At 66.5% G+C, this 21,630-nt stretch carries 11 protein-coding genes, 4 tRNA genes and 2 pseudogenes; 8 read left to right on the top strand and 9 right to left on the bottom strand.

Annotated elements, in window-relative coordinates:
* Positions 1-3: 3 nt before the first annotated feature.
* Entirely contained in the window at positions 4-6,255 is a 6,252-nt protein-coding gene (locus C8E97_RS13795) for an RHS repeat domain-containing protein (protein ID WP_121005498.1), read from the bottom strand.
* Positions 6,256-6,631: 376 nt separating this feature from the next.
* Between C8E97_RS13795 and C8E97_RS36470 the strand changes: the two genes are divergently transcribed.
* Both C8E97_RS36470 and C8E97_RS13785 read left to right on the top strand, forming a co-directional pair.
* Positions 6,632-12,010 (top strand): LamG-like jellyroll fold domain-containing protein, encoded by a 5,379-nt coding sequence (locus C8E97_RS36470; protein ID WP_121005495.1) that lies wholly within the window; start codon positions 6,632-6,634, stop codon positions 12,008-12,010.
* 207 nt (positions 12,011-12,217) lie between these two features.
* Positions 12,218-12,478: a hypothetical protein gene (locus tag C8E97_RS13785; RefSeq protein WP_246019462.1), complete on the top strand. Its 261-nt coding sequence runs from the start codon at positions 12,218-12,220 to the stop codon at positions 12,476-12,478.
* Here the strand turns inward: C8E97_RS13785 and C8E97_RS13780 are convergent.
* Positions 12,477-12,917: pseudogene (locus C8E97_RS13780) on the bottom strand (IS5 family transposase); the annotation flags it as partial. The gene C8E97_RS13785 and the pseudogene C8E97_RS13780 overlap by 2 nt on opposite strands.
* Positions 12,918-13,762: 845 nt before the next feature.
* Here C8E97_RS13780 and C8E97_RS13775 point away from each other — a divergent pair.
* Complete coding sequence (locus C8E97_RS13775) at positions 13,763-14,083, top strand: helix-turn-helix domain-containing protein (RefSeq protein WP_211347011.1); 321 nt, start codon at positions 13,763-13,765, stop codon at positions 14,081-14,083.
* Positions 14,084-14,185: 102 nt separating this feature from the next.
* Positions 14,186-14,947 (top strand): tyrosine-type recombinase/integrase, encoded by a 762-nt coding sequence (locus C8E97_RS13770; protein WP_170211815.1) that lies wholly within the window; start codon positions 14,186-14,188, stop codon positions 14,945-14,947.
* A gap of 453 nt (positions 14,948-15,400) precedes the next feature.
* Here C8E97_RS13770 and C8E97_RS13760 read toward each other — a convergent pair.
* Positions 15,401-15,472, bottom strand: a tRNA-Val gene (locus C8E97_RS13760).
* Positions 15,473-15,521: 49 nt separating this feature from the next.
* A complete protein-coding gene (locus C8E97_RS13755) occupies positions 15,522-15,953 on the bottom strand; it encodes a TIGR02611 family protein (RefSeq protein WP_121005489.1) in 432 nt (143 codons plus the stop codon).
* Between the two features lie 770 nt (positions 15,954-16,723).
* Here C8E97_RS13755 and C8E97_RS13750 point away from each other — a divergent pair.
* The 4 genes from C8E97_RS13750 to C8E97_RS13735 all read left to right on the top strand — a co-directional run bounded on the left by C8E97_RS13750 (position 16,724) and on the right by C8E97_RS13735 (position 17,575).
* Positions 16,724-17,149 carry an SsgA family sporulation/cell division regulator gene (locus C8E97_RS13750; protein WP_073893954.1) on the top strand — a complete coding sequence of 142 codons (426 nt, stop codon included), beginning with the start codon at positions 16,724-16,726 and terminating at the stop codon, positions 17,147-17,149.
* 146 nt (positions 17,150-17,295) lie between these two features.
* A tRNA-Gly gene (locus C8E97_RS13745) sits at positions 17,296-17,368 on the top strand.
* A gap of 59 nt (positions 17,369-17,427) precedes the next feature.
* Positions 17,428-17,499 (top strand) — tRNA-Cys (locus C8E97_RS13740).
* Position 17,500: 1 nt separating this feature from the next.
* A tRNA-Val gene (locus tag C8E97_RS13735) sits at positions 17,501-17,575 on the top strand.
* Here C8E97_RS13735 and C8E97_RS13730 read toward each other — a convergent pair.
* The 5 genes and pseudogenes from C8E97_RS13730 to C8E97_RS13710 form a co-directional block, all read right to left on the bottom strand.
* The gene (locus C8E97_RS13730; RefSeq protein ID WP_342776217.1) at positions 17,546-18,973 is read right to left on the bottom strand and encodes a tyrosine-type recombinase/integrase; all 1,428 of its coding nucleotides are present in this window, start codon (positions 18,971-18,973) and stop codon (positions 17,546-17,548) included. The genes C8E97_RS13735 and C8E97_RS13730 overlap by 30 nt on opposite strands.
* Positions 18,974-19,020: 47 nt before the next feature.
* Entirely contained in the window at positions 19,021-19,341 is a 321-nt protein-coding gene (locus C8E97_RS13725) for a helix-turn-helix domain-containing protein (protein WP_121005486.1), read from the bottom strand.
* Positions 19,342-19,455: 114 nt separating this feature from the next.
* Positions 19,456-20,376 carry an adenine nucleotide alpha hydrolase family protein gene (locus C8E97_RS13720; RefSeq protein ID WP_121005483.1) on the bottom strand — a complete coding sequence of 307 codons (921 nt, stop codon included), beginning with the start codon at positions 20,374-20,376 and terminating at the stop codon, positions 19,456-19,458.
* Positions 20,373-20,558, bottom strand: coding sequence for a hypothetical protein (locus C8E97_RS13715; RefSeq protein WP_211347010.1), 186 nt, complete (start codon positions 20,556-20,558; stop codon positions 20,373-20,375). The genes C8E97_RS13720 and C8E97_RS13715 overlap by 4 nt, the downstream gene beginning before the upstream one ends.
* A 75-nt stretch (positions 20,559-20,633) precedes the next feature.
* Positions 20,634-21,523, bottom strand: a pseudogene (locus C8E97_RS13710) (IS5 family transposase).
* Between the last annotated feature and the right edge of the window lie 107 nt (positions 21,524-21,630).

Here is a 21,630-nt window from a genome sequence, read left to right as displayed (position 1 = left end):
TCCCTATCTGGCTCGCACATGCCGATACGGGTCGAGCATAGCGTGCTCGTCCGGCCATCGCGGCGTCACTACAGTACCTCCGCTGCGAGCAGGGATCGGCTCGTGACTCAACTCCATCGACTCCACCTCGCCCGTGTGAGGATTTTTTCGTTGCGGAGCAAGACCACGCTTCATTCGCGTCACGTTGGCGGCACCATACTGCTCTACCGCACCAGGCTCGTTCGCTTCATTCTTCCAGAAGCGTGATCGAACCGTTGACCAAGCCGGATCGTTTCCCGAGCGCGTAGGCGAGAAGGCGTCGTCGCCCGGCTTCCAACGACCCATCCTGAATGCACCCGCACCACCGATCGCAGCACCCGCCATGGACACAAGCGCATCTGTGCCCATGCCGACATCTGGGCGCTGCCACATCAAATCCCAGACGAACCTGGAACTACAGTCTTTCGACGGCAGGTGGTCACAAGAGCGCTCCAACAGCATGTATACCTCCTCTTCGAGAAGGAGGCCGAATTCTTGATCCTTGCGGTATGGCACCTGCGCCAGGTCGACTTTGGCCTGGGAAATGAGTTTGCCGACATCCGGCGCCGATCCCGGCAACTGCACTTCATTCACATAATGTGTCCGCGCCCGGCGATCATAGGTCACCACGAGGCCCTCCGCAGCCTTCCAGCTGAAGAACGGGACAGCATCGACCGATGGGCCGCAGCATTTGTCGTAATTACGTTCACCGCATCCGGCCCCGTCTGGTCCGCATCGACGTAGGAGGCCGGTGGGGTCGCTGTAGGTGGTGGGATTGTTGTCGGCGTAGACATAGCCGGTCCACTGCTGGGAGTTTGCAAGATCGAGGATCGGGTCGACGCTGATGAAGCGGCCAGTAGAGGCGTCGTACTTGCGGGCACCGATGTCGGTCAGGCCGGTGGTCTCACTGGCCGGTTTGTTGAGGAACCCGTGTTGGTCGGGCCACTGCAGTCCGGCGACCGGAGCGAGGGAGTTGCCGTAGGGGTCCATGTACCGCCGGCTTACGGCGAAGCCGACGGACTGGACGGCGACGATGTTGGTGTTGTGGAGGTCGGATACGAGGTAGGTGGGGTTGGTGTTGCCGACGCGGACGGCGACGGTGGTGGCGTTGTGGGTGTAGTAGCGGGTGCCGGTCAGGGCACCGGTGGTGTTGTCGCGGGTGATTTCCTGGTTGGGCAGGTAGAGCGTCGTCTTGCCGGGGTCGCGGCGAAGGAGCTGGTTGCCGTCGGCGTCGTAGAGGTACTTGGTGTCGCCGCCGGGCGAGGTAACGCTGCTGAGTCGGTTTTCCTTGTCCCAGGTGAGGGTGTGTTCGCCGCTTGGCAGGGTGCGTCGGGTGGTGTTGCCGGAAGCGTCGTAGCCGTAGGTCGACAGCGTTGAGCCCGACGGTGAGGTGGTGGTCGCGCTGGTCACAGCGTGGGGCTGTGCGGTACCGGGGTTCGGGTAGGTGTAGGTCGTGGTGGTGTCGCCGGTGCTGCCGGGCAGGGCGTGTTGGGTCTGACCGGTGCGCAGGCCGCCGGCTTCGAAGGTCCAGGACGTCCAGTACGGTGTCGCGCCGCCGATGTTGGCGTGCCCCGGTGTGGTGGTGGGGGTGGCGAGGCAGTCGTCGGTGGCGGTCCAGGCGTCGGTCAGGCGCCGCAGGGAGTCGTAGCCGTAGCACTGGGTGCGGGTAGGACCGGTGCCGGGGGTGTTGGCGGACTTGACGACGTTGCCGACCGGGTCGTAGGTGTAGCGGGTCTCGTCGATGTTGGGAGTCGACGCCTGTTGTGCGGTGAACTTCGTCTGCGCGAGGCGTCGGGTCTTGGGGTCGTAGTCGTAGGTGAGCTGGGCCGCGTTGTGTTCGGGGCCGAGCACGTATCGGCTGGGTTCGCCGTACGGGGTGTAGGTCGAGCTGGAGACGTAGGCGTTGGTGGCCAACGTCGAGACCGGAAGCCCGTACTTGTTCAAGGTCGAGGAGATCGGTTCCGCGGGGAGGCCGCCGCGGTTGTTGCTCGGGTGCTCGATCGACCACTGCTGGCCCGTGCTGGTGTAGCCGAACGTGGTGGTGTACGTGCCGTTCAACCCGGTCTCGGCGGAGGGCACGCGGACGAGGATCCGGTTCGGCAGGCCCGCGCCGTTGTACAGGACCGGCCCGGTGTCGTAGGCGCCTTCGGGGGTGTAGCGAGTGGAGTACCAGGGCAGACCGATTCCGTTGGTGGCGCCGTCGTAGCGCCATTCGGCGAGCTTGGTACCGCTTGTCGAGTCGGCGTACTCGGCGGTCTTGCGGCCGAGCACGTCATAGGAGTACGCCAGCGTCGTGCCCCGCGCGTCGGTCGCGGTCAGCATCTGACCGGCCAGGTCGTAGGTGCTGGCGCTGGTACCCGAGTCGGGGTCGGTCTGGCTGGTCTTGCGCCCCAGGAAGTCGTAGGTGAACGTCCACTGGTTGCCGACCGGGTCGATGTTCTTCGTCAACCGTCCCAACGGGTCGTACTCGTGGGTCGTGGTCTGGTAAACCCCGCCGATCAGGGTGTCTCCGCCGATGGACGGCGGCGCGGTGTACTGCCGGATCTCCGCATCACGACCGCGGATGTCACTGACCTTCGTGGTCGTCGTGCCGCCTGCGGGCGGGATCACGGTGACTCGGTCACCGCCGTATACGGTCCGGGTCTTCCAGGTCAGGTTCGGGCCGCGGTAGTCGGTGGCGAGCACCGGACGGCCCGTGCCGTCGTAATCGGTCACCGTGCGGTCGTCGACCGCGTCATCGGCGACCTGGACGAGAGTGGTGCCGGGTACTCCACTTGTGTAGTAACGGTTGTGCGTGTGGCGCGCCCAGCCGTGCGAGTCGTATCTGCTTTCCTTGACCACGCGACCGCCCGCGTCGCTCACAGCGTCCGACTGGGTCTGACGCTTCTGCCCGAACGCGTCGAGCAGGTCAACGGTGGTCAGGTAGTTGGTGCCGGCGCCGTAGTCGACGAGGGTCTTGGTCGTCACGGCGAGCGGTCCGTTGTCCCGCACCAGGTACTCGTACTTGAGTGCGGGTTTTCCGCTTGCCCCTCTGACCTGTCCCGGCTTCCAAACCTCGATTACACGTCCCAAGGCGTCATGGACGGCATCGGTGCGCCGTGAGCCGACATCGACCGACGCGGTGACCTTGCCACGGGAGGGTTCTACTTCGAGGGTGCTCGTTTGGTTCTTGGGGTTCGTGCTGGTGATCTTGCTGACGATGCCGCCTTCGGCCGGGATGTAGGCCGTGGTAGTGGAGCGCTGCAAGGCGTCGGTCACGGATGTGACCCGGCCGGAGTTGTCGTAGGCGGTGGTGGCGGTGGTGGCGAAGGTCAACTGGTCGTTGGTGTTCGCCGTCGCTGTGTCGACGCGGGTCGCGTTGCCGGCCGACACCTCGCCGAGGGTGGTGCTCTGGTCGTAATAGGTGCGCGTGGCACCGAGGATCGAGCTTTGCGGGACGTTGTCAGCCGGGCACGCCTGTTGCGACACGGTGGTTTCCGATGCCCTGTCGCGAATCCAGGCGGTGGGGTTGTCGGCGTAGGTGGTCCTGTTGCACAGGTCGGGAACGCCGTCGCCGGACTCGGTCTTGTAAGTCAGGCGGCCGAGGTTGTCGTAGCGGTTAGTGGTGGTCGCGGTGCGGGTGCCGCCAGCAGCGAGGTGGGTGATCGCGCGGGTTCGCGCGATGCCGGTGATGTCGGCGGTCAGCGCGGGAAGGCCGGTGCGGGCGCGGGTGGCGGTGGTGACGGGGACGGTCGGGTCGGTGATGCTCGTCGACAGGCGGGCGCCGCCGTCTCCGTTGAACACCTCGGTCTCATAAACTTTGTCGGCGTACTTCTGGTGATCCGCGACCGATTCACCGAGGGAGTTCGTCACCGAGGCACTGCGAACACCACCTGCGGGCATGGTGTCGCCGTCCATGCCGCGGAAGTACGTCGTCCGGGTCAGGGTCTGCTTGTCGGGACTGCCGCCGAGCGGGTCGTTGCGCGCCGGGTCACCGGTGCGGATCTCGACCTTGTCGTAGCCTCGGAACTGGCCGTAGGTGCGGTGCTCGGCTCTGACGATCTCGTTGTCGTCAAAGTGCCAGGCCGGGGTGCCGAGGTAGGTGTAGGTGGTCAGCTGTGACGGTGACTGGCCGGGGCGGACCTGGCCGTCGGGGCCGAGTTCGCCGTCGGTGACCTGGACGCTGTCCACGACGTACTTGTGGAAGAAGTCGAGTGTCGGGTCCTGGTTGAACGGCAGTGTCCGGTACACCGGGTAGCAGCGGCGGGTGTTGTTGGCCAGGTCGGTCGGGACGTCGGTGGCGGAGCAGTCCTTCGCGCTGTAGGTGACGTTGACCCTGGTGCCGGTGTCGGTTTTGACGTTGGTGATCCGCCAGCGCGCGAGTCCGCCGCCGCCCTTGCCGTAGTCCTTCACCCGGTTGTCGAGCGCTTGGTGGGTGAACCTGGTGACGGGCAGCGTGATCGACGAGGTGCCCTTGTACCCGGTGCGGGTGATGGACTGGAGCAGCAGCTCCTTGGCGTTGTCGGTCAGCGTCGGGATCTCGTGCGTCAGCCGGTACTCGTCGACCTTGACCGGGCCGGACCCCTGGTTGTACTGGGTCGTGATCGTGGTCAGCCTCTTGGTCGACCAGAACGAGGGCGCGTGGTCGTCGCACACCGCGCTCGGCTTGCACTCCTGGTCCTGCGGGGTGTCCGGCCAGCGCTTGGCGTTGTCGGCGTTGAACTTCGACGGGTCGCAGTCGAATCCGGCGTCGGGCAGGCAGCGCTCCGAGGTGCCGAACACGACCTGGTTGGGCACGACGCCGCCGTAGATGGAACCGCCGGTCTTGCGCAGGCCGTAGTCGATGCGCTTGAGCGTGCCGCCGCGGGTGTAGGAGACGCCGGTGGTCTGGTTGTTAGCGCCGTAGTGGTTGGTTTCGCGGTCGTAGTAGTAGGCGGTGACGTTGCCGTTGGTGTCCTCGACGAAGTCGAGGTTCCACCGCCATGCCTGCATGCACCAGGACGAGGCGAAGCCTGCCGGGTTGTGGCACTTGTCCCCCGAGCGGGGGCCGTAGACCGGTACGGCCCAGGCGGAGTTGGTCTCCTCCTGGTTGGTGTAGCCCGGTCCCCGGTTGCGGCCGAAGTAGTAGCTCACACCGCCGGAGTTGGTGATCTTCCAGTACTCGTTGTTGTGGACACCGTTGGTGGTGTCGGTGAGCAGTTCGATCCGGCTTCCCTGGTCGACCGCCTCGTGCCAGGTGTGGGTGGCGTCGTCGTAGACCAGTTCCGTGGACTGGCCGCCGAGGTTGAGCGTGACGATCTCGCCGGCCCAGCACTGGTCGCCGGTCTGCTGCTCCTGTGGCAGGTCCTTGTCCGAGGCACAGGTGCGGTAGGTGCGTTCGATCGCGCCGGGTGCGTAGTTCCAGCCCTGCCCGATCCAGGACGCCTGGTTGTTGGTGGCCGATGTGCGTCCGTCCACTGAGGACGAGCTGTAGGACAACGCGACCGACGGCGTCACGGCGGAACCGGCCGCCGCGGTCGGCAGGGTGATCGGGTAGGACCACGAGAACGAGCCCGCGCTGCCCGAGACCGCCCAGGTCCCGGACGGGGCCAGCGAGGAGGCGTCGAAGGCCCCGTCGGGGCCGGCCGGGCCGGAGGTCGCCGCCAACACGATCGTCCGGTTGGCCGGCGCGCCGGCCATGATCTTGCGCACCGGCTGGTCCGGGGACGGCCGAACGGCTGCGGCGGTGACCGTTGTGGCGACCGGGTCGTTGGTGGAAGGCAACGGAGTCCGTGCTTGGCACTCGGCCTTCTTCGGTGTGGAGAGCGCACAACCCGGCAGTTGCTCCAGCCTCAGCCGGGTGCCGAAGTCACCGCCGACCGCGTCTTGGAAGCCGGCGTAGTCCAGGCCGATCGAGACCTCGTCGTCCTTGCCATCGGTCGGGGTCACCGCGAAGACCACGCCCGTCACGCCTGCGTCGCGTGCGGTGTCCTGCCCGAAGACCTCGACGTCGAAGCGTCGTTCCCCGGTGCCCTGTGCCGCGACGGTCACCGGCAGCTCGCCGGCGCGGCGCGGCGCCGACCCGGCGGCCACCGATGCCTTGTCGCCGTCCGGCCACTTGGCGTTGCCCGGTTCGGCGTAACGCTCGTCGGTGCGCGGCTGTTCGGCCTCCGCCAAGGGGATCTCGGTGTGTGCGATGGGGTCCTGTTGCACAACTTCCGGCGGGCCGAACGTGCGCACCACGTCGGAGGTGAGGCCGACCACCAGCCCCGCGGTCACGGCGACCGTGAGGAACGAAGACGTGAGCCGTCTGGACCACCGAGCACGGGGCTCGGCCGTTGCAGACGGGCGTGCGGAATCCACACCGAACATGCCGTGATCCCCCTCGGACAGGACCGTGATCGGTCGCAGGCGAGCGGAACAGTAGGGGACGTGAAGGATCTTCGGAAGGCTCTTTACGGAGGTGTGCCGAAGTTGATCCACTTCACGGCACCGTTACACAACTCGACGTGACCTTTCTCATATCTTTCGACCTTTTCGCAGGTAGGGGACGCTCGTTACGGTCCGCTCCGGCCTCATCAGGCCCTCAGTGGAACCGTCCGGGGGACTCGTGCGTCGAAAAAATTCTGGCTTCATCGCGCCCAAACGACCTGTCGTGCTCGCCGCGCTCACGGCCGCCGCCCTGATGGTCCAGACCGCCGTGGGTCTCCCGCCGCCCGCTTCGGCCGCCCCGGCAGAACCACCCGCACCGACCGATGAGCACACGCCTGCGGAGAAGACCGCGCTCACCGAGGCCCAGCGGACCGGACAGCCCGTGCCCGTCGAGGAGTCGCTGACCGAGACGACCGCGGTGCTCGCCAATCCGGATGGCACCTTCACCCTCCGCTCCAGCGCCAGACCGGTGCGCACCAACAAGAACGGCAGATGGCAGGACGTCGACACCAGCCTCGCACCCAACGCCGACGGCAGCCTGACACCGGCCGCGGCCCCGGTGGACATGTCGTTCTCCGGGGGCGGTACGCAGCCACTGGTCACCATGCGCGATGGGAACAAGCAGTTCAGCCTCAGCTGGCCCACGCCGCTGCCGACACCGGTGATCGACGGCTCCAGCGCCGTCTATCCCGAGCTGCTGCCGGGCGTCGACCTCCGCCTGACCGCCAGCAGCACCGGGTACTCCGAAGTCCTGGTGGTCAAGAGTCAACAGGCAGCGGCCAACCCCGCACTGACCTCGTTCAAGCTCCACGCCAGCACCACCGGCCTGGACCTCACCCAGACCCACGATGTGATCAGTGCGCACGACGACACCGGTCGAGTCGTGTTCCAAGGTTCGACGCCGATCATGTGGGACTCCACCGAAAGTCCCCAACGCGGCCCCGCACCCACGCCCACCGACCCCGGCGGCGCCAAAGTCTCGGCGCTCGACGTGGACCTGGCCGCGGCCGACACCGGGCTCTCCACAGCGGCCGAACTGACCGTCACACCCGACCAGGACGCGCTGCGCGGTGAAGACGTGGTCTACCCGGTCTACATCGACCCCGTGCTGTCCCGAAACCACGACGGCTGGGCCGAGGTCACCGACACAGGCTGGTACTACTGGAACGCCAACATGAACGCCCAGGTCGGCCGCTGCGGCAACTGGAACAACTGCAACGGCAGCTGGGTCGCCCGGTCGTTCTTCCGCTTCTCACTCAACGACATCCGCGAGCGCAACGGCCGCAAACCGATGGTGTTCGACGCCACGCTGTACGCGACACAGACACACGGCACCTCCTGCACCGAGCAGAAGGTCTCGCTGTACCAGACCGACCCGTTCGACGAATCCACCCGATGGCCCGGTCCCAACGGAGGCGAGGTCGACACGAAAGCCTCCGCCGCAGGCGACCAGTGCGGCGGTGCCGGAGCCATCGGGTTCAACGCGTTGTCGCCTGTGACGGGGTTCATCGAGAACAGCTGGTGGAGCTACCTCCACGTCGGTCTCCGCTCGCCCGACGAGAACAACCGCGACCAGTGGAAGAAGTTCGCCAACAACCCGTACGTGGACGTCACGTTCGCCTTCCCGCCCAACGATCCCACCGGTCTGGCCGTCGGCAACGCCATCACCTGCACCGGCCGCATCATCACCCCCGACGCCCACCCCACGCTTTACGCCACGGCGACCGACAACAACGACTCGCCGCTCAACATCGGCTTGTACTACGAGGTCTGGAACGACGCCGCCGACAAGAAGGTGGCCGCCAACAACGGCAACGTCGTCATCGCCTCGGGCACGCAGGGCCAGTGGGTCACCGACACCAACCTCGGCAACGGTGATTATCGTCTCCGCGTCACCGCGGAGAACCGTTTCCCAGGTGATTCGAAAAAGAACCTCTGGTCCAAAGGCTGGTCGAGCTGGCTTCCGTTCACCACCCGCGGAAACCCGATCACCGCTACACCGACCATCAACAGCAAGGACTACCCGGCCGACAACTGGGGCCGCCCGCAGAACCTTCCGGGCACCTTCACCTTCGACGCCAAGGGCGCACCCCACATCGTCGGCTTCACCTACACCTTCGACGGCGCCGGCACCGAACGCGTACCCAACACCGATGACTGCAACTACAACCAGACCTTCGGCACCACCGGCGGCTGGATCGCCAACAACGGCGGCAAGGCGACCATCACCGTGCCCGCGGGCCTGAGTCCGGGCTACCACACGCTGCACGTGCGCAGCTTCGACGACGCCCACAAGCTCTCGCCCGAGTCGACGGCCTACCGCTTCCACATCGCGCCCACCTACACCGCTCCCGCACCGACCCAGCGCATCGAAGCCGAAACCCTGACAGGAACCGGACTCCCCACCTCCGTCACCAACGACGCGGCAGCCTCGGGCGGCAAGTACGTGAAGCTGACCTCGACCGCCAGCGGCACCGTGGCCAAGTTCCCGTTCACCGTATCCACTGCCGGTGACTACAACGTCGACGTCGGCCTGGTCGACAACGCCGCACTGCCGGACCAGGTGGCCTTCACCCTCGACGGGTTCGCGGTCAGCGATGTCCACCAAGGCGGCACCAAACCGACGACGACCGTGCTGGACAAGCAGATCGCCGGACTTCACCTCACCGCAGGACAACACGAACTCGGCGTGTCGATCGCCAAGAAGCCGGACTCCACGGCCACCCAGTTCACCGGCGGTATCGACTACCTCGACCTGTCCCCGACCGTGAAGCTCGACGCCGAGACACTGGCGGTGCACAGCAACGACCGACCAGTCACCTACTGGCCGGGTAACCCCGCGCTCGACTGGAACAGCTCCGGGATGCGCCGGTTCGAAGCCGACAACACCGGCCAAGCCCTCACCCTCACGTTCACCACCCCGATCGAAGCCGACTACGCCCTGGGACTGGGCCTGGTCGCCAACAACAACCGCGGCCGGTACACCGTCAAGGTCGACGACATCGTCATCGGCAACACCGACACCCGTCCGATCGATGGCTACCACACCTCCGTCGCCACCAGGCACACCAACATCGGCGGCGCGCACCTGACGGCCGGTGAACACCGGATCACCTTCCGGTCGGTCGAACCGAACCCCGACTCGGTGGCACCGCGGCACATCCTCGGACTGGACTACCTGACCGTCCAGCCGATCAACAACGTCACCGCGGCGAGCTTCACCGACGCCATGAACAACAAGGGCATCGGCAGCGACGGCACCACCGCAGGGAACCTGGACTTCCAAGGCGGATCACTGTCCACGCAGACCCTCGCCGCAGCCGGGCTCGTACCCGGCACCACCGTGATGGTCAACGGCGCGGCGTTCGCCCTGCCGCACCCCAACCCGGCCAACGGCAACGACAACGTCGTGGCAACCGGCCAGACCATCCCGTTCCCGGCGCACCAACAGATCAAGGCCAGCGCCGTCGGCCTGCTGGCGATCAGCACCTGCGGCACCTCAAGCCCGCGGCTGGCCACCATCACCTACACCGACGGCACCACCAGCAACCCGCTTGTCCCCGAGTTCCGCGACTGGGTGTGGACCCCCAAGGACACCACCGGGATCGTCCTGCCCTACCGGAATGTCGGACTCGGTCAGGAACGGCATCTCCAGCCCGTGATCACCCCGGTCTTCCTGCCCGCCGAACCGAGCAAGACCATCAAGTCGATCACGCTGCCCAACTACGGCACCGCCCTCCTGCGCGGCACCTGCGACCCGTCAGCCGCCCTGCACGTGCTCGCGATGGCACCCAGGCCCGTCGACACCGGCTGGGTCGGAGCCTGGGCAGCGCCGTCCGACGCCGCGGTCGTCCCGCCCGGCGGTCACGGCTTCGCCGACAAGACCCTGCGCACGGTCCTCAAGCCCAGCGTCACCGGCGGCCAGGTGCGGGTGAAACTGTCCAACGCGCTCAACACCTCCCCCGTCACCATCGACGCGGCCACCCTGGCAGGCCAGGCCGGCACCGACTCGGCGATCGCGGCCCCGACCCCGCTGACGTTCAGCGGCAAGACCTCGGTCACCCTGCCGGCCGGTGGCGAGGTCTACACCGACCCGGTGGCGGTACCGAGCGGAGGCAACGGCAACCTCGTCGTCAGCCTCCACCTGCCCACCGCGACCACCCTCGCCCCCACCCACGGCAACGCCACCGCGCCCACGTTCCTGGCAGGCGGCAACACCGTGACCAACACCGACGGCACACCGTTCACCACCACGCTCACCGGAAGCTACTTCGTCACCGGCGTCGAGATGTCCACCCCGGACGCGGGCCAGGGCACCGTCGTCGTGCTGGGCGACAGCCTCACCGCCACCGCACCCCCCGGCAGCGCCCAGCGCAACACCTGGGTCGACGAACTACCCGCCAAACTCGCCGCCACCGGCGGAAGCATCCCCGGCGGCCTGGTCAACGCCAGCCGCGCCGGCGTCCCCGACACCGCACGCTGGCGCATGACCGACGGCACCGGAACCACCGCACGCGACCTCGCCGGCAGCAACCACGCCACCATCCACGGCGGCGTCACCTGGAGCACCGACAACGGCGGCTCCCTCATCCTCAACGGCACCAACGGCCACCTCACCGCGAGCAAAGCCATCGATACCAGCAAGAACTTCAGCGTCACCGCCTGGACCAAGATCCACTCCCTGGACTCGTGGCAGACACTGCTCAGCCAGGACGGCAACACCTACAACCCCTTCTACCTCCAATACTCTCCCGCCCACCGACGCTGGTCGCTGTCCGTCATCCCCTTCGACGCACTACCAGACCGCGGCAGCCGACTCGTCTCCCGCACCGAGCCCACCCTCAACACCTGGACGCAGCTGGCCGCCACCCACGACGCCGCGACCGGCACCACCCGCCTCTACGTCAACGGCGAACTCCAGGACAGCCTCCACGGCGTCAACCTCTTCACCGCCAACGGCCCCTTCACCATCGGCCGCGCCAAGTACGCGGGCAACCCCACCGACTACTACAACGGCGCCGTCGCCGACGTCCGCGTCCACCAACGCCTCCTCAGCCCAGGCGACATCCACCTCACCTACCGCCAGAAAACCCTCAACCCACCCATCAACACCGGCACCCTCACCACCGCCAACGCCACCACCGACCTCCACCACACCGCCCTCGGCGCACCCAACCTCCGCACCGTCCTCATCGCCGTCGGCGCCACCGACATCCTCAGCGGAGCCACCGCAACCGAGGTGCGCGACAACATCAAGAACGTCATCAGCACGAACAGCGCAAAGGGACTCAAACGGCACAAGCGGCCCGACGGCGACTGGGTCCACATCATCGTCACCACCGTCCCCCCACTGGGACTCGACGCCAACGACCCGCGAGAAGCCGAACGCCGCAACCTCAACCACCTACTCCTGAACAACTACAGCGACGTCCAAGCCGACTACGTCGTCGACTACGACGCCGCCGTTCGCGATACGACCAACCCCAACCAGCTCGCCTCGCAGTACCTCACCAACAACCAACCCAATACCGCCTATCACAACCAGATAGCGCAGTACCTCGCCGACGCCATCAACGACTTCCCACCGCGAGCAGAGCTATAGACCCGACAAGTGGCCCTGTGGATGCGACAGGCATCCGCAGGGCCACCGCCGTGTACAGCGACCGGCATAACCACCCATCGCATCAGAGAACGTTTCTGGAGTAGGACGACCAGATCGCCAATCGGCTGCGTCTCAGCTCCGCCAGCGACCGCCCCTACGCCTACAGCAAAGCGAATTTCCAGGTCCACCCGAAAAGTCAGCGGCGAGGTGCGCGACGCACCGACCAGACGACTGGCGACACAGCTCCCGCGCGACTGCGCGGCGCAGGTGCCGATGGACCTGTCCGGCACAGCAGTCGCGGCACCGGCGGCGACACCGATCACCTTCGTGGGTGTCGCCGATGCCGTGCACGACGGCCAGGTCTACGAGCTCAAGTTCGTCTCCGAACTCGACCGCGCCATGTTCCTGCCGCTGGCGCTCTACCTCGTGATGAGCGACCATCAGAGCGGTGTGCTGTGGAACACATGAGGATCACTGCGAGCGGAATGCCGCCGCCGTCGGTGATCAGGTGGTGCTTGGAGCCGGTCTTGCCGCGGTCGACCGGGCTCGGCCCGGTCGACGGCCCCCTTTTAGCGCCCGGACGCGCGAGGAGTCGACCACCGCGCGGGACCAGTCGATCCGGTTGGCCGCCCGCGATTGGCCAACAGCACCTCGTGCAGCCGCTGCCACACCCCGGCCTCGTTCCAGTCCCGCAGACGGCGCCAACAGGTCATGCCCGAGCCGAAGCCGAGCTCCCGAGGCAGATGCTCCCAGCCGATGCCGGTGTGCAGCACGCACAGGATGCCCTGCAGGCACGACCGGTCCGTAATCGACGTCGACCGGGGTTGCGGAACCGGCGCGGCGGCACCGGAATCAACGGCTCGACCAGCTCCCACAATCCGTCACCGACCAGCCACGGCTTCGACACATTCACCCATCGGCCCGACGATCACCCTGCTCAACCGCATCGAGGCACCGTCACCCCATTGTGTTAGGAGCTTTTAAATCTGGTCGCCACCACCTGAAAATCCCACCCGCCTGAACGACACGCCGCCGTCGACTTCGGAGCCCCACGGCGTCGTGTCGCGTCACGCTCCAGGTTCCGAACCACCAAGCACATGACACCCAAGCACCAGCAACCACGCAGTGGGCCTACATCTGCCCACCGCAACCTGACCCACAACATCCTCTCCACCCACCAACCGGACACCACCACGGCGATCAACGCCAAACCCGCTCCGCCCCAAGGTCCAAGCCCCGCACCAACCCAGGCAACACCGGCCCGGCACGACCCCACACCCGGCCGGCCCGACAACACCGCACCCACCCTCCCGAACAACGCCGGTTGACGTCGGTTCGCGCACACCGGCCACGGTTCGGGCAAGTACGGCAGATCCACCCGAACGGGTGGCGACCCCCTACGACGTTGGCAAAAAATCAGGAGCGAGTCGCTCCCGATCCGCTCCTTCACAACGCCCGTGAAGATCACTTAGTTACCGTTCCGTGATTAATCACAAGATCATCACGAGCATACGAAAAAGCCCATTGACCTGCGCTTATCGCACAGATACAGCGGGCTTCCTCCGACCGTCGGGACGACAGGATTTGAAGCATCGGAGGTTGAGGAAGCCTTTCCGGGATCGGTCAAGTGGGGAATCTGTCGCGGATGTGTCCCCTCGGGGGTCCTTTTCCGGAGTTCAGGGGTGTTCAACGCGCGGTACGCGCGACACCGCTCCCCTACGGAGGCCCGTGACCACTCATGACGATCTTCGATTGGCGGACGGCTCGGCCGCCAACCATCACGCCGGTGAGGCGACGACGCCGCCGCTCGACACACCCGACGCCGGGCGGGTGCGCGACACGCTGCTGTTGCACACCCCGGCCCAGGTGGCACGGGTGCTGTCGGTGCGGGAGTCGTGGCTGCGGCGTATGGCCGGGCGACGCGAGATCCCGTGCACGTTCCTGGGCAAGCATCTGCGGTTCTCCGAGGCGGATCTGCGCGCGATCGTCCGGCGTGGGGCCCGGCCGGCCCGCGGGGACGCGTCCCGTGCCGACCGGCCGGTGACGCGCCCGCCTGGTTCTCGGCGCCGCTGACCACAGATCCGTTGTTCTCTGGGCGATATGGAGCGTCACTGTGTCCGCCCGGTCCCGGGCGGACACAGTGATCGAGCGAAAGGCGCTGCTTTCATGGCATGGGTGGAGAAACACGGCGACGGGTTCCGAGTGCGGTACCGACTCGAGGACGGGTCGCTGTACTCGGAGAAGGGGTTCGCGACACGTCGGCAGGCCGAGGACCGCGCGGCGGATGTCGAGTCGGACCACCGGCGGGACAGGTTCGTCGATCCGCGGCTGGCGAAGACCTCCGTGGGCGAGTGGGTCGCCCGGTGGGTCGAGGCGCACGACGTCAGCGGTGTCACCGCGGCGACGTACGACTCGCATCTGCGCAACCACATCCTGCCCCGCTTCGCCGGCACGGAGTTGGGCGAGTTGTCGCGGATGGTGATCAAGGCGTGGGCCAAGACGTTGCGTCGGTCGTTGAGCGAGCGCAGCGTCGCCGACGTCGTCGGGCTGTTGTCAATGATCCTGGGCGAGGCGGTCGACGAGGGACTCATCGGACCGAACCCGTGCCGCAAACTGCGGCTCAACTCCGGCGATCAGCCCGAGCGGCCTCACGCCGACCCCGACGAGGTGACCGCGCTGGCCGAACGGACATCGGCTGGTAACGCCGTCCAGATCGTCACCGCGGCCTACACCGGCATGCGCTGGCGTGAACTGGCCGGGCTGCAGTGGTCCCGGGTCGACCTGGACAAGCAGGAGATCCGCATCGACGCCCGCGACGGCGCGCTTACACGAACTGCACAGCAAGCTCGAGCTCGGCCCGCCCAAGACACCGGCCAGCGTCCGGACCGTCCACCTACCGAAGTTCCTCGCCGAACTACTGGCGGAGTTGCGGTGTGAGAAGCCGACGGCGTGGTTCGTATTCACCGGCCAGGACGGCGGCCTGCACCGCCGCTCCAACTTCCGCCGACGGGTCTGGCTACCTACCCGCGCTGCGGGGCGACACGACGCTGGGCTGGACACCGGTCAAACCGCACATGCACTTCCACGACCTGCGCCACACCCATAAGACGTGGCTCATCGAGGACGGCGTTCCCGAAGTACTGCAGCACAAGAGGATCGGACACAAGTTCCGCGGCGTCATGGGCGTCTACTCGCACGTCACCCGGCCGATGGTCGCCGCGATGCTCGCCGGACTCCAAGCCCGGTGGGAGCAGTATGGGAGCAAACCCTGTGACCTCTTCGGAGCAACAACTGTGGTCAAGATCAGTTGCTCCCATTTTGCTCCCACGAACGGTCAACGGCCCGCAGACGACGATCGTCTACGAGCCGTTGACCAGGTAAGACACACTGTGGGCGATACTGGGATCGAACCAGTGACCTCTTCGGTGTGAACGAAGCGCTCTCCCGCTGAGCTAAACGCCCGTGTTCTCTTTTCCGCCCCGCTCTCGCGGTGTGGCCATAGCTTACAACATCATCCCCCGGATCCAAAAATCGGGCTCCCCAACCACGGCCACTCCAGACCGAACCAGCCTCCGACCAGCGCGAACGCGCCCAGCACCCAGCACGTCACGACGACCACCAGGCCCGTGGCGGTGAGGACGAGAGCCTTCACGAACAGGTTCTGCCGCTTGAGCCACGCGACCCACCCGTCGTAGTACCTCTTCGCGAACCGCAGCAGCCGACCGGCCCACGCGAACTCGGTCGCCAGGATCGCCAGACCCGCGAACACCACGAGCCAGCCCGGTCCGGGGTACGGGATCATGAGGATGCCCGCGACCAGCACGAGCCCGCCCACCACGCCCACGCCGATGCGGTAGGTCAGGTTCAGCGCGGGATTGCGGCGGAACCAAGGCCGGTGGCCACCGTTCGACTCGGCCGTCTCGTCGCGCTGCTCGGTCGTCATGCGCACATCATCCCGCACCACGCCGCGACCTGGCCCGAGGTGATGGAATTTGGCGACGTCCGAGCGGCGGCGAAGAGGGACCGCTCCGGCGACGCCCAACGGGCGACGCCGTGACGAGGACCACCTTCTCTTCGGCAGTCCGAACCCGCGCCCCGCGGAACGAAGACGTCAAGCGCGCCGAAGTCCCGTTTGCCGTTCCTTGATCGTTCAACCCGCCGTCGTCTTCACATTGGGCCCACCACTCACTCTTCACAGTTTTGCAGTTCATCGGGCGACCCCGATACCGGTGACATCCTTCGTGACATGGCGAAGTGCGCGATTTGACCATCGGCGCGCCGGTCGGAACACCGAACCGGCCTCGTATCCGACGTGTCGACACGCCGCGTGGACGGGTAGGCAGTGACCCGCGACGGCCGTAGAGTTGGCGAGGGCAACGCGGCTACCTGCGGATATCCGCTCGGCCGACGACGCGCCCGAGGGGTTGCCCCCAGGTGCCGACGAGGACGGCGGAGAGGTGCGCCGGCCATCCGGGATGACCTTCCACCCAACATTCGCGCAACAGCCGGTACCGACCTCCGGGCAAACCCAGCAAGATGTGGTGCGGCGCGGGTTGCGTGGACACGGAACGCAGCGAGGTGGTAGCCCAGTGGAGTCCAGTGGCCCCGAACGGGTGACAAAACGGGGCATGTCGAGCGTTCCTCGCCACAAACACGTCACAGCAGGCCGACTCGGTCGTTTCCTGGATCGGAAGGGAGAAGAGGTTAGCGACGATGCGCAATGATCACGTAACACTCCGCTCTACAGCGGTCTTCGACTTGCTGGCACCACGGACCCCCGCGGTCCCGGTGCAGGTGGAGCTTCGTTATGACACGAAAGACCCCTACGCGGTGGTCGCCGCGTTCCGCACCGGCCGGGCCGGCTGGGTCGAGTGGGTGTTCGCCCGCGACCTGCTCGCCGACGGCCTGATCGCCGACGCGGGAGACGGCGACGTCCGGATCCGCCCGGCCGCCGACGACCCCGAGGTCGTCGTGATCGAACTGAGTTCGCCGTCCGGACACGCCATGTTCGAGGCGTCGGCACAGGAACTGGCCGACTTCCTGGACCGCACGTACGACGTCGTGGTGCCGGGCAACGAGCACCTGTGGGTCGACGTGGACGAGGCCCTGACCCACCTGATCTCCAACGACCTGACCTGAAAGCGCAGGTAGCGGGCCTGCGAGAGGTCGAAGGACCCCCCGATTTGATCCCGTGGAGGGGGATGTAATAAAGTTCCTCCTGCACCGAGGAAGACAGCAACGACAAGCCCCAAAAGGGCCGGGAGTTCCTGAAATCCACGGGGCATGCGGATGTAGCGCAGTTGGTAGCGCATCACCTTGCCAAGGTGAGGGTCGCGAGTTCGAGTCTCGTCATCCGCTCGGCAGAGGGCCCCTTGGGCTCAGGCCAGACTTCCTGGGTGCTAGCATTCGGGAAACATGGCGGAGTGGCCGAGTGGCTTAGGCAAGGGCCTGCAAAGCCCTGTACACGGGTTCGATTCCCGTCTCCGCCTCGGACGATTAGCTCAGCGGGAGAGCACTACCTTGACACGGTAGGGGTCACTGGTTCAATCCCAGTATCGTCCACCACCGAAGTACGCAGGTCAGAAGCCCGGTCCTCGATCTTGAGGCCGGGCTTCTTGCATGTCGTGCAAGATCAAAGGCGATGGCGATGGCACGCTCGGACGGTAGTGCTCGTAGGTCCGCGACCGTGGCTCGCAGGTGCGGGAACCATCCGATGATTGTGGCCAACTCGTCGTCCCGCAGCGCCAACAACGACCCGCGCCACCGGGCTTCGAGTCCGCTGATCAACTGAGCCTTCATGACGCTCGTCACATGGTCGTAGACCCTGGCGATGCCCTTCATCTTCTGCCCGAGCCTCGCCCGGCGTGCGACCTGTGGCACACCGTCCTCCACCATCCACGTCGCGTGGGTGTGTCGACCCTCATGGAAGGTGATCCAGGGCAGGATCGCCGGAACGTGATCACGCGCACTCGGCTGGTCCGGTTTGCGGCCGTCCCACGCCGGCCGCCAGAACCTCTGCCGGAAGTTGCTCCGACGCAGCAGGGTGCCATCCGGCGACGTGAACACGAACGATCCACGGTGGCTGTCGAGGAGTGTCTCGTAGAACACAGCGATGCTCGGCGGCAGCACGATCGGCCGTGTCCCCGCCGGAGTCTTCGTTCTACCACGCTTGCCCTTCGTACGGCGGGGAGTGACATGCCCCACGTCGGGCCTCGACATCGGCCGGTCGTGTGACACCTCGGTACCGGCCTTGAGCAGCTTCCCGTTGACCTCCTTCAGGGGATACCGGACGGTGATCGCCCGCTCCTCCTCGTCGTACTCGTGTCGCTCCTGCCCGACCAGCTCACTCCAGCGGCCTCCGGTGTAGAAGTCGAGCAAGCACAGCGTGAACCCGGACAGACCCATCTCCGACTCGTACAACCTCATCGCCGCCCGCAGCACCTGGACAGGAGTGGCGACCAAGCGCTCGTTCTCGAACTCGCCACCGGTGACCCTCACGCCGTAGCACGGATTGGCCGGGATGATCTTCGCCCGGACCCCGGCGTTGAGGATCGTGGAGAACGTGGCGAAGATCGAAGCGATGCTCGACTCGGCGTACTCCTCATCGTGCAACCACGACAGCCACCGCTCGATCTCGACGTAGCCGTTGAAGATGCCGATCATCGGCCATGCCCGCCACCGCGGCAGCAGGTGGTTGTCCAGGTACGACCGGTACTTGACCTGGGTGTTCAGTTCGAGACGCGGCGCCACCGCCTCATACCACTCCTCGGCGAACTCACCGAACGGTGTCTCAGCATCCCTCGGGTCGATCCACATGTTCCTACGGATCAACGCCTCTTGCTCAGCACCCCACTCCTCGGCAGCCTTCTCCGAGGAGAATCCCGCCTTGCTCCCCCAGGTGCCGTCCGGCCGTTTGTACCGGGCCCGCCACCCGCTCGATCCGTCTGGTTGTCCGTATGCCACATGCGTCCCTTCCTGCTCCGGTCGATGAAGGCGCTGTCACCCACCCGTCAGGCGATGTCCAGGCGCCTGCGCCGCGGCTTCTCCGACTGCTGGGAAAGCCGCAGGATCGCGCTGATGTCGCTGCGCGAGAACCGGTAGTGCTTGCCGAACCGGTGGTGCGGCAGCACCCCGGCGGCGGCCTGGTCCTTCAGCGTCCGCGGTGAGAGTTGGAGCAACTCCCCCAGCTGCTCGGCCGTCAGCAACGCGTCGGGATCGGCCGGTGCCCGCTCGGCCCACGTACGTGCGAGCGTCGTCAACGCGGCGAGGAACTCTACGACCTCGTCCGGCAGGACGACACGCACGAACTCGCCGAAATCAGCGGACTCCATGCCCCACCCCCGCAACGATCAGCGCGACGCCCACGGCATGACCGCGGGCCGCCGACGAAAAGTAGCGCCCTCTACCCCGAACGGCCGATACCTCGATCGTGTCCGCCATCGCGGTCACGCAGCCGCTTCCGTGTCGACCGACGCACCGGACCGGCAGGACCACGGCGAGCACCCGTCCGGGTCGGCGTCTTCCGGCGGATGGACGGCGACGGAAGTGAGGTGTCGTTCGCGTCCAGCCAGGGCGTCAAGGTCGACCTGGTCCAAGGGGACGCAGGAGCGGTGGAGGAAGTACTGGCCACGAAGCGGCCTGCCCTGGGCCGTCGCGCGGGGGTGGCCGTGCCGAACGGCTTTGTCGAACTCGACCGCCTCGATCCAGCCGTCCGGGTCGTTGTCGCGGATCCACCGCCAGCCGGCATTGCCGTGGAACGGACAGCCGACGCACGCCGACTTCACCGTGTTGGCGAACCCCCGCTCGGCGAGGTAGTCCAGACAGCCCGCTCGGTCCAGACCGAGCTCGATCAGCGGGAACACGTTGCGCAGGAACCGCAGTCCCGAGTCCTTGGCGCGGGTAAACTCGTCGGTGCTGATACCGATGGCTTGCTCGGCGTAGACGCCACGCGGGACTCGGCGGGGGTGCGGGTATACCAGGAGTTCGCGGGCGGCCTTCTTGAGCGGCGTAATTTTGTATTCGTTTGTGCATTGCCTTCGTGCCAGGCCGCGTGATCCGTCCGGGTTGAGCGTGTGCAGGGGCATGGACACGAATCGATGTCGAGGGTCGAGCGCATCGGTGCGGATGTTGCCAGCGGAAACCCTGCGTATGGGTATGCCGCTGGACTCGGCGACGATGCGGAGTCGGTTCAGGTTGGCATAGACCGCTCGTGGCTCCCAGCCGGTATCCGCAAAGAGCGCATAATCGAACTTCGGGATCTCGCCTTCGCAGGCGAGCAGTAGGACGGCGGTGCTTTGCGCTCCCGCTCCGAGTGACAGGAGGCGAAGTGTCGGCATTGACACCGGCGATGAAGTCGAGGATGTCATGCCGCTTGCACCTCGCCTTCGTTCGGAACCCCGGACGTGACGAGGTCGGCGAGCATGAGCTGCACGGCGTATGCCGCCTGTTGCGGAACGACGCCGTTCCCGAGTACGCGGAGTTGCACGACACGCTTGAGAGGGAGATCGGTCACCCAGCCTTCGGGCAGACCCATGATCCATTCGACCAAGCGGGGTGCCAAAACAGGGCGTCCGTGTTTGCCTTGCTCGGTGGGTGGTGGAACGGTCCTGCCTAGGGCGTGTCCTCAAAGCCAGATGAGCAGGGTGGCCAGGTCGATCATGCCTCGGTAGGAGGTGGCGGTCTTGTCGAAGCGGGTGGCGATGGCGCGGAACTGCTTGAGTCGGTTGAAGCAGCGTTCGACCACGTTGCGGCGCTTGTAGGCGGTGCGGTCGAAGGCCGGTGGTCGTCCGCCGGTTCGGCCTTTGCGTTTACGGTTGTTCTGCTGGTCACGGCGTTCCGGGATCGTGGCCGGGATACCTCGTTTGCGCAGGTGGGAGCGGATCGCCTGGGACGGGTAGCCCTTGTCGGCGATGACCCGTGTGGGTCTGGTCGCCGGTCGTCCCGGTCCCGGTCGGCGGAACTCGATGCCGGCCATGACGCGGGTGAACATGGTGCAGTCGTTGACGTTGCCGCCGGTCAGGACGATCGACAGTGGTCGGCCGTGGCCGTCGCAGGCGAGGTGGATCCTGGTGGTGGGTCCGCCCCGGGAGCGGCCGATGGCATGATCACCTGGCTCGCTGTGCCCGTCGCACGACCCGACCGGCCCCCGGTGTGGGATGCGGTCGGGCTCGCGCGGCGGGCGCCGGCGGCGTGCTGGTGGGCGCGCACGACGCCGGAGTCCACGGCGACCTCGCGGTCGAGCTCGTCGATCGCCTCGGCGATGACGCGGACCTTCGTCACCAGTACGGTGAGGGTGCCGTTGCGCGACCAGCGCCAGAAGCGGTTGTAGACCGTTTTCCACGGCCCGTAGCGCTCGGGCAGGTCACGCCAGGCGACCCCGGTCCTGGCCTTGAACAGCATTCCGTTGATCACCCGACGGTCGTCCACCCGCGGGCGCCCCTTCACACCCGAGGCGGGCAGCAGGGGCTCGATGGCCTGCCACTGCTCATCGGTCAACTCGTGCCTACGCACCACAACCTAAGATCAAAGCAGATCACTACCACCGGCTTTGAGGACAGGCTCTAGGTCCTCCTTCCAACGACCGCCGTACCGCCGACGGTGACTTCCGCTGCCGCCTTCAT

The sequence above is a fragment of the Saccharothrix australiensis genome (assembly GCF_003634935.1).
In the GTDB taxonomy this organism is placed as follows: Bacteria; Actinomycetota; Actinomycetes; order Mycobacteriales; family Pseudonocardiaceae; genus Actinosynnema; species Actinosynnema australiense.
This window is presented reverse-complemented; position numbering and strand designations above follow the sequence as displayed.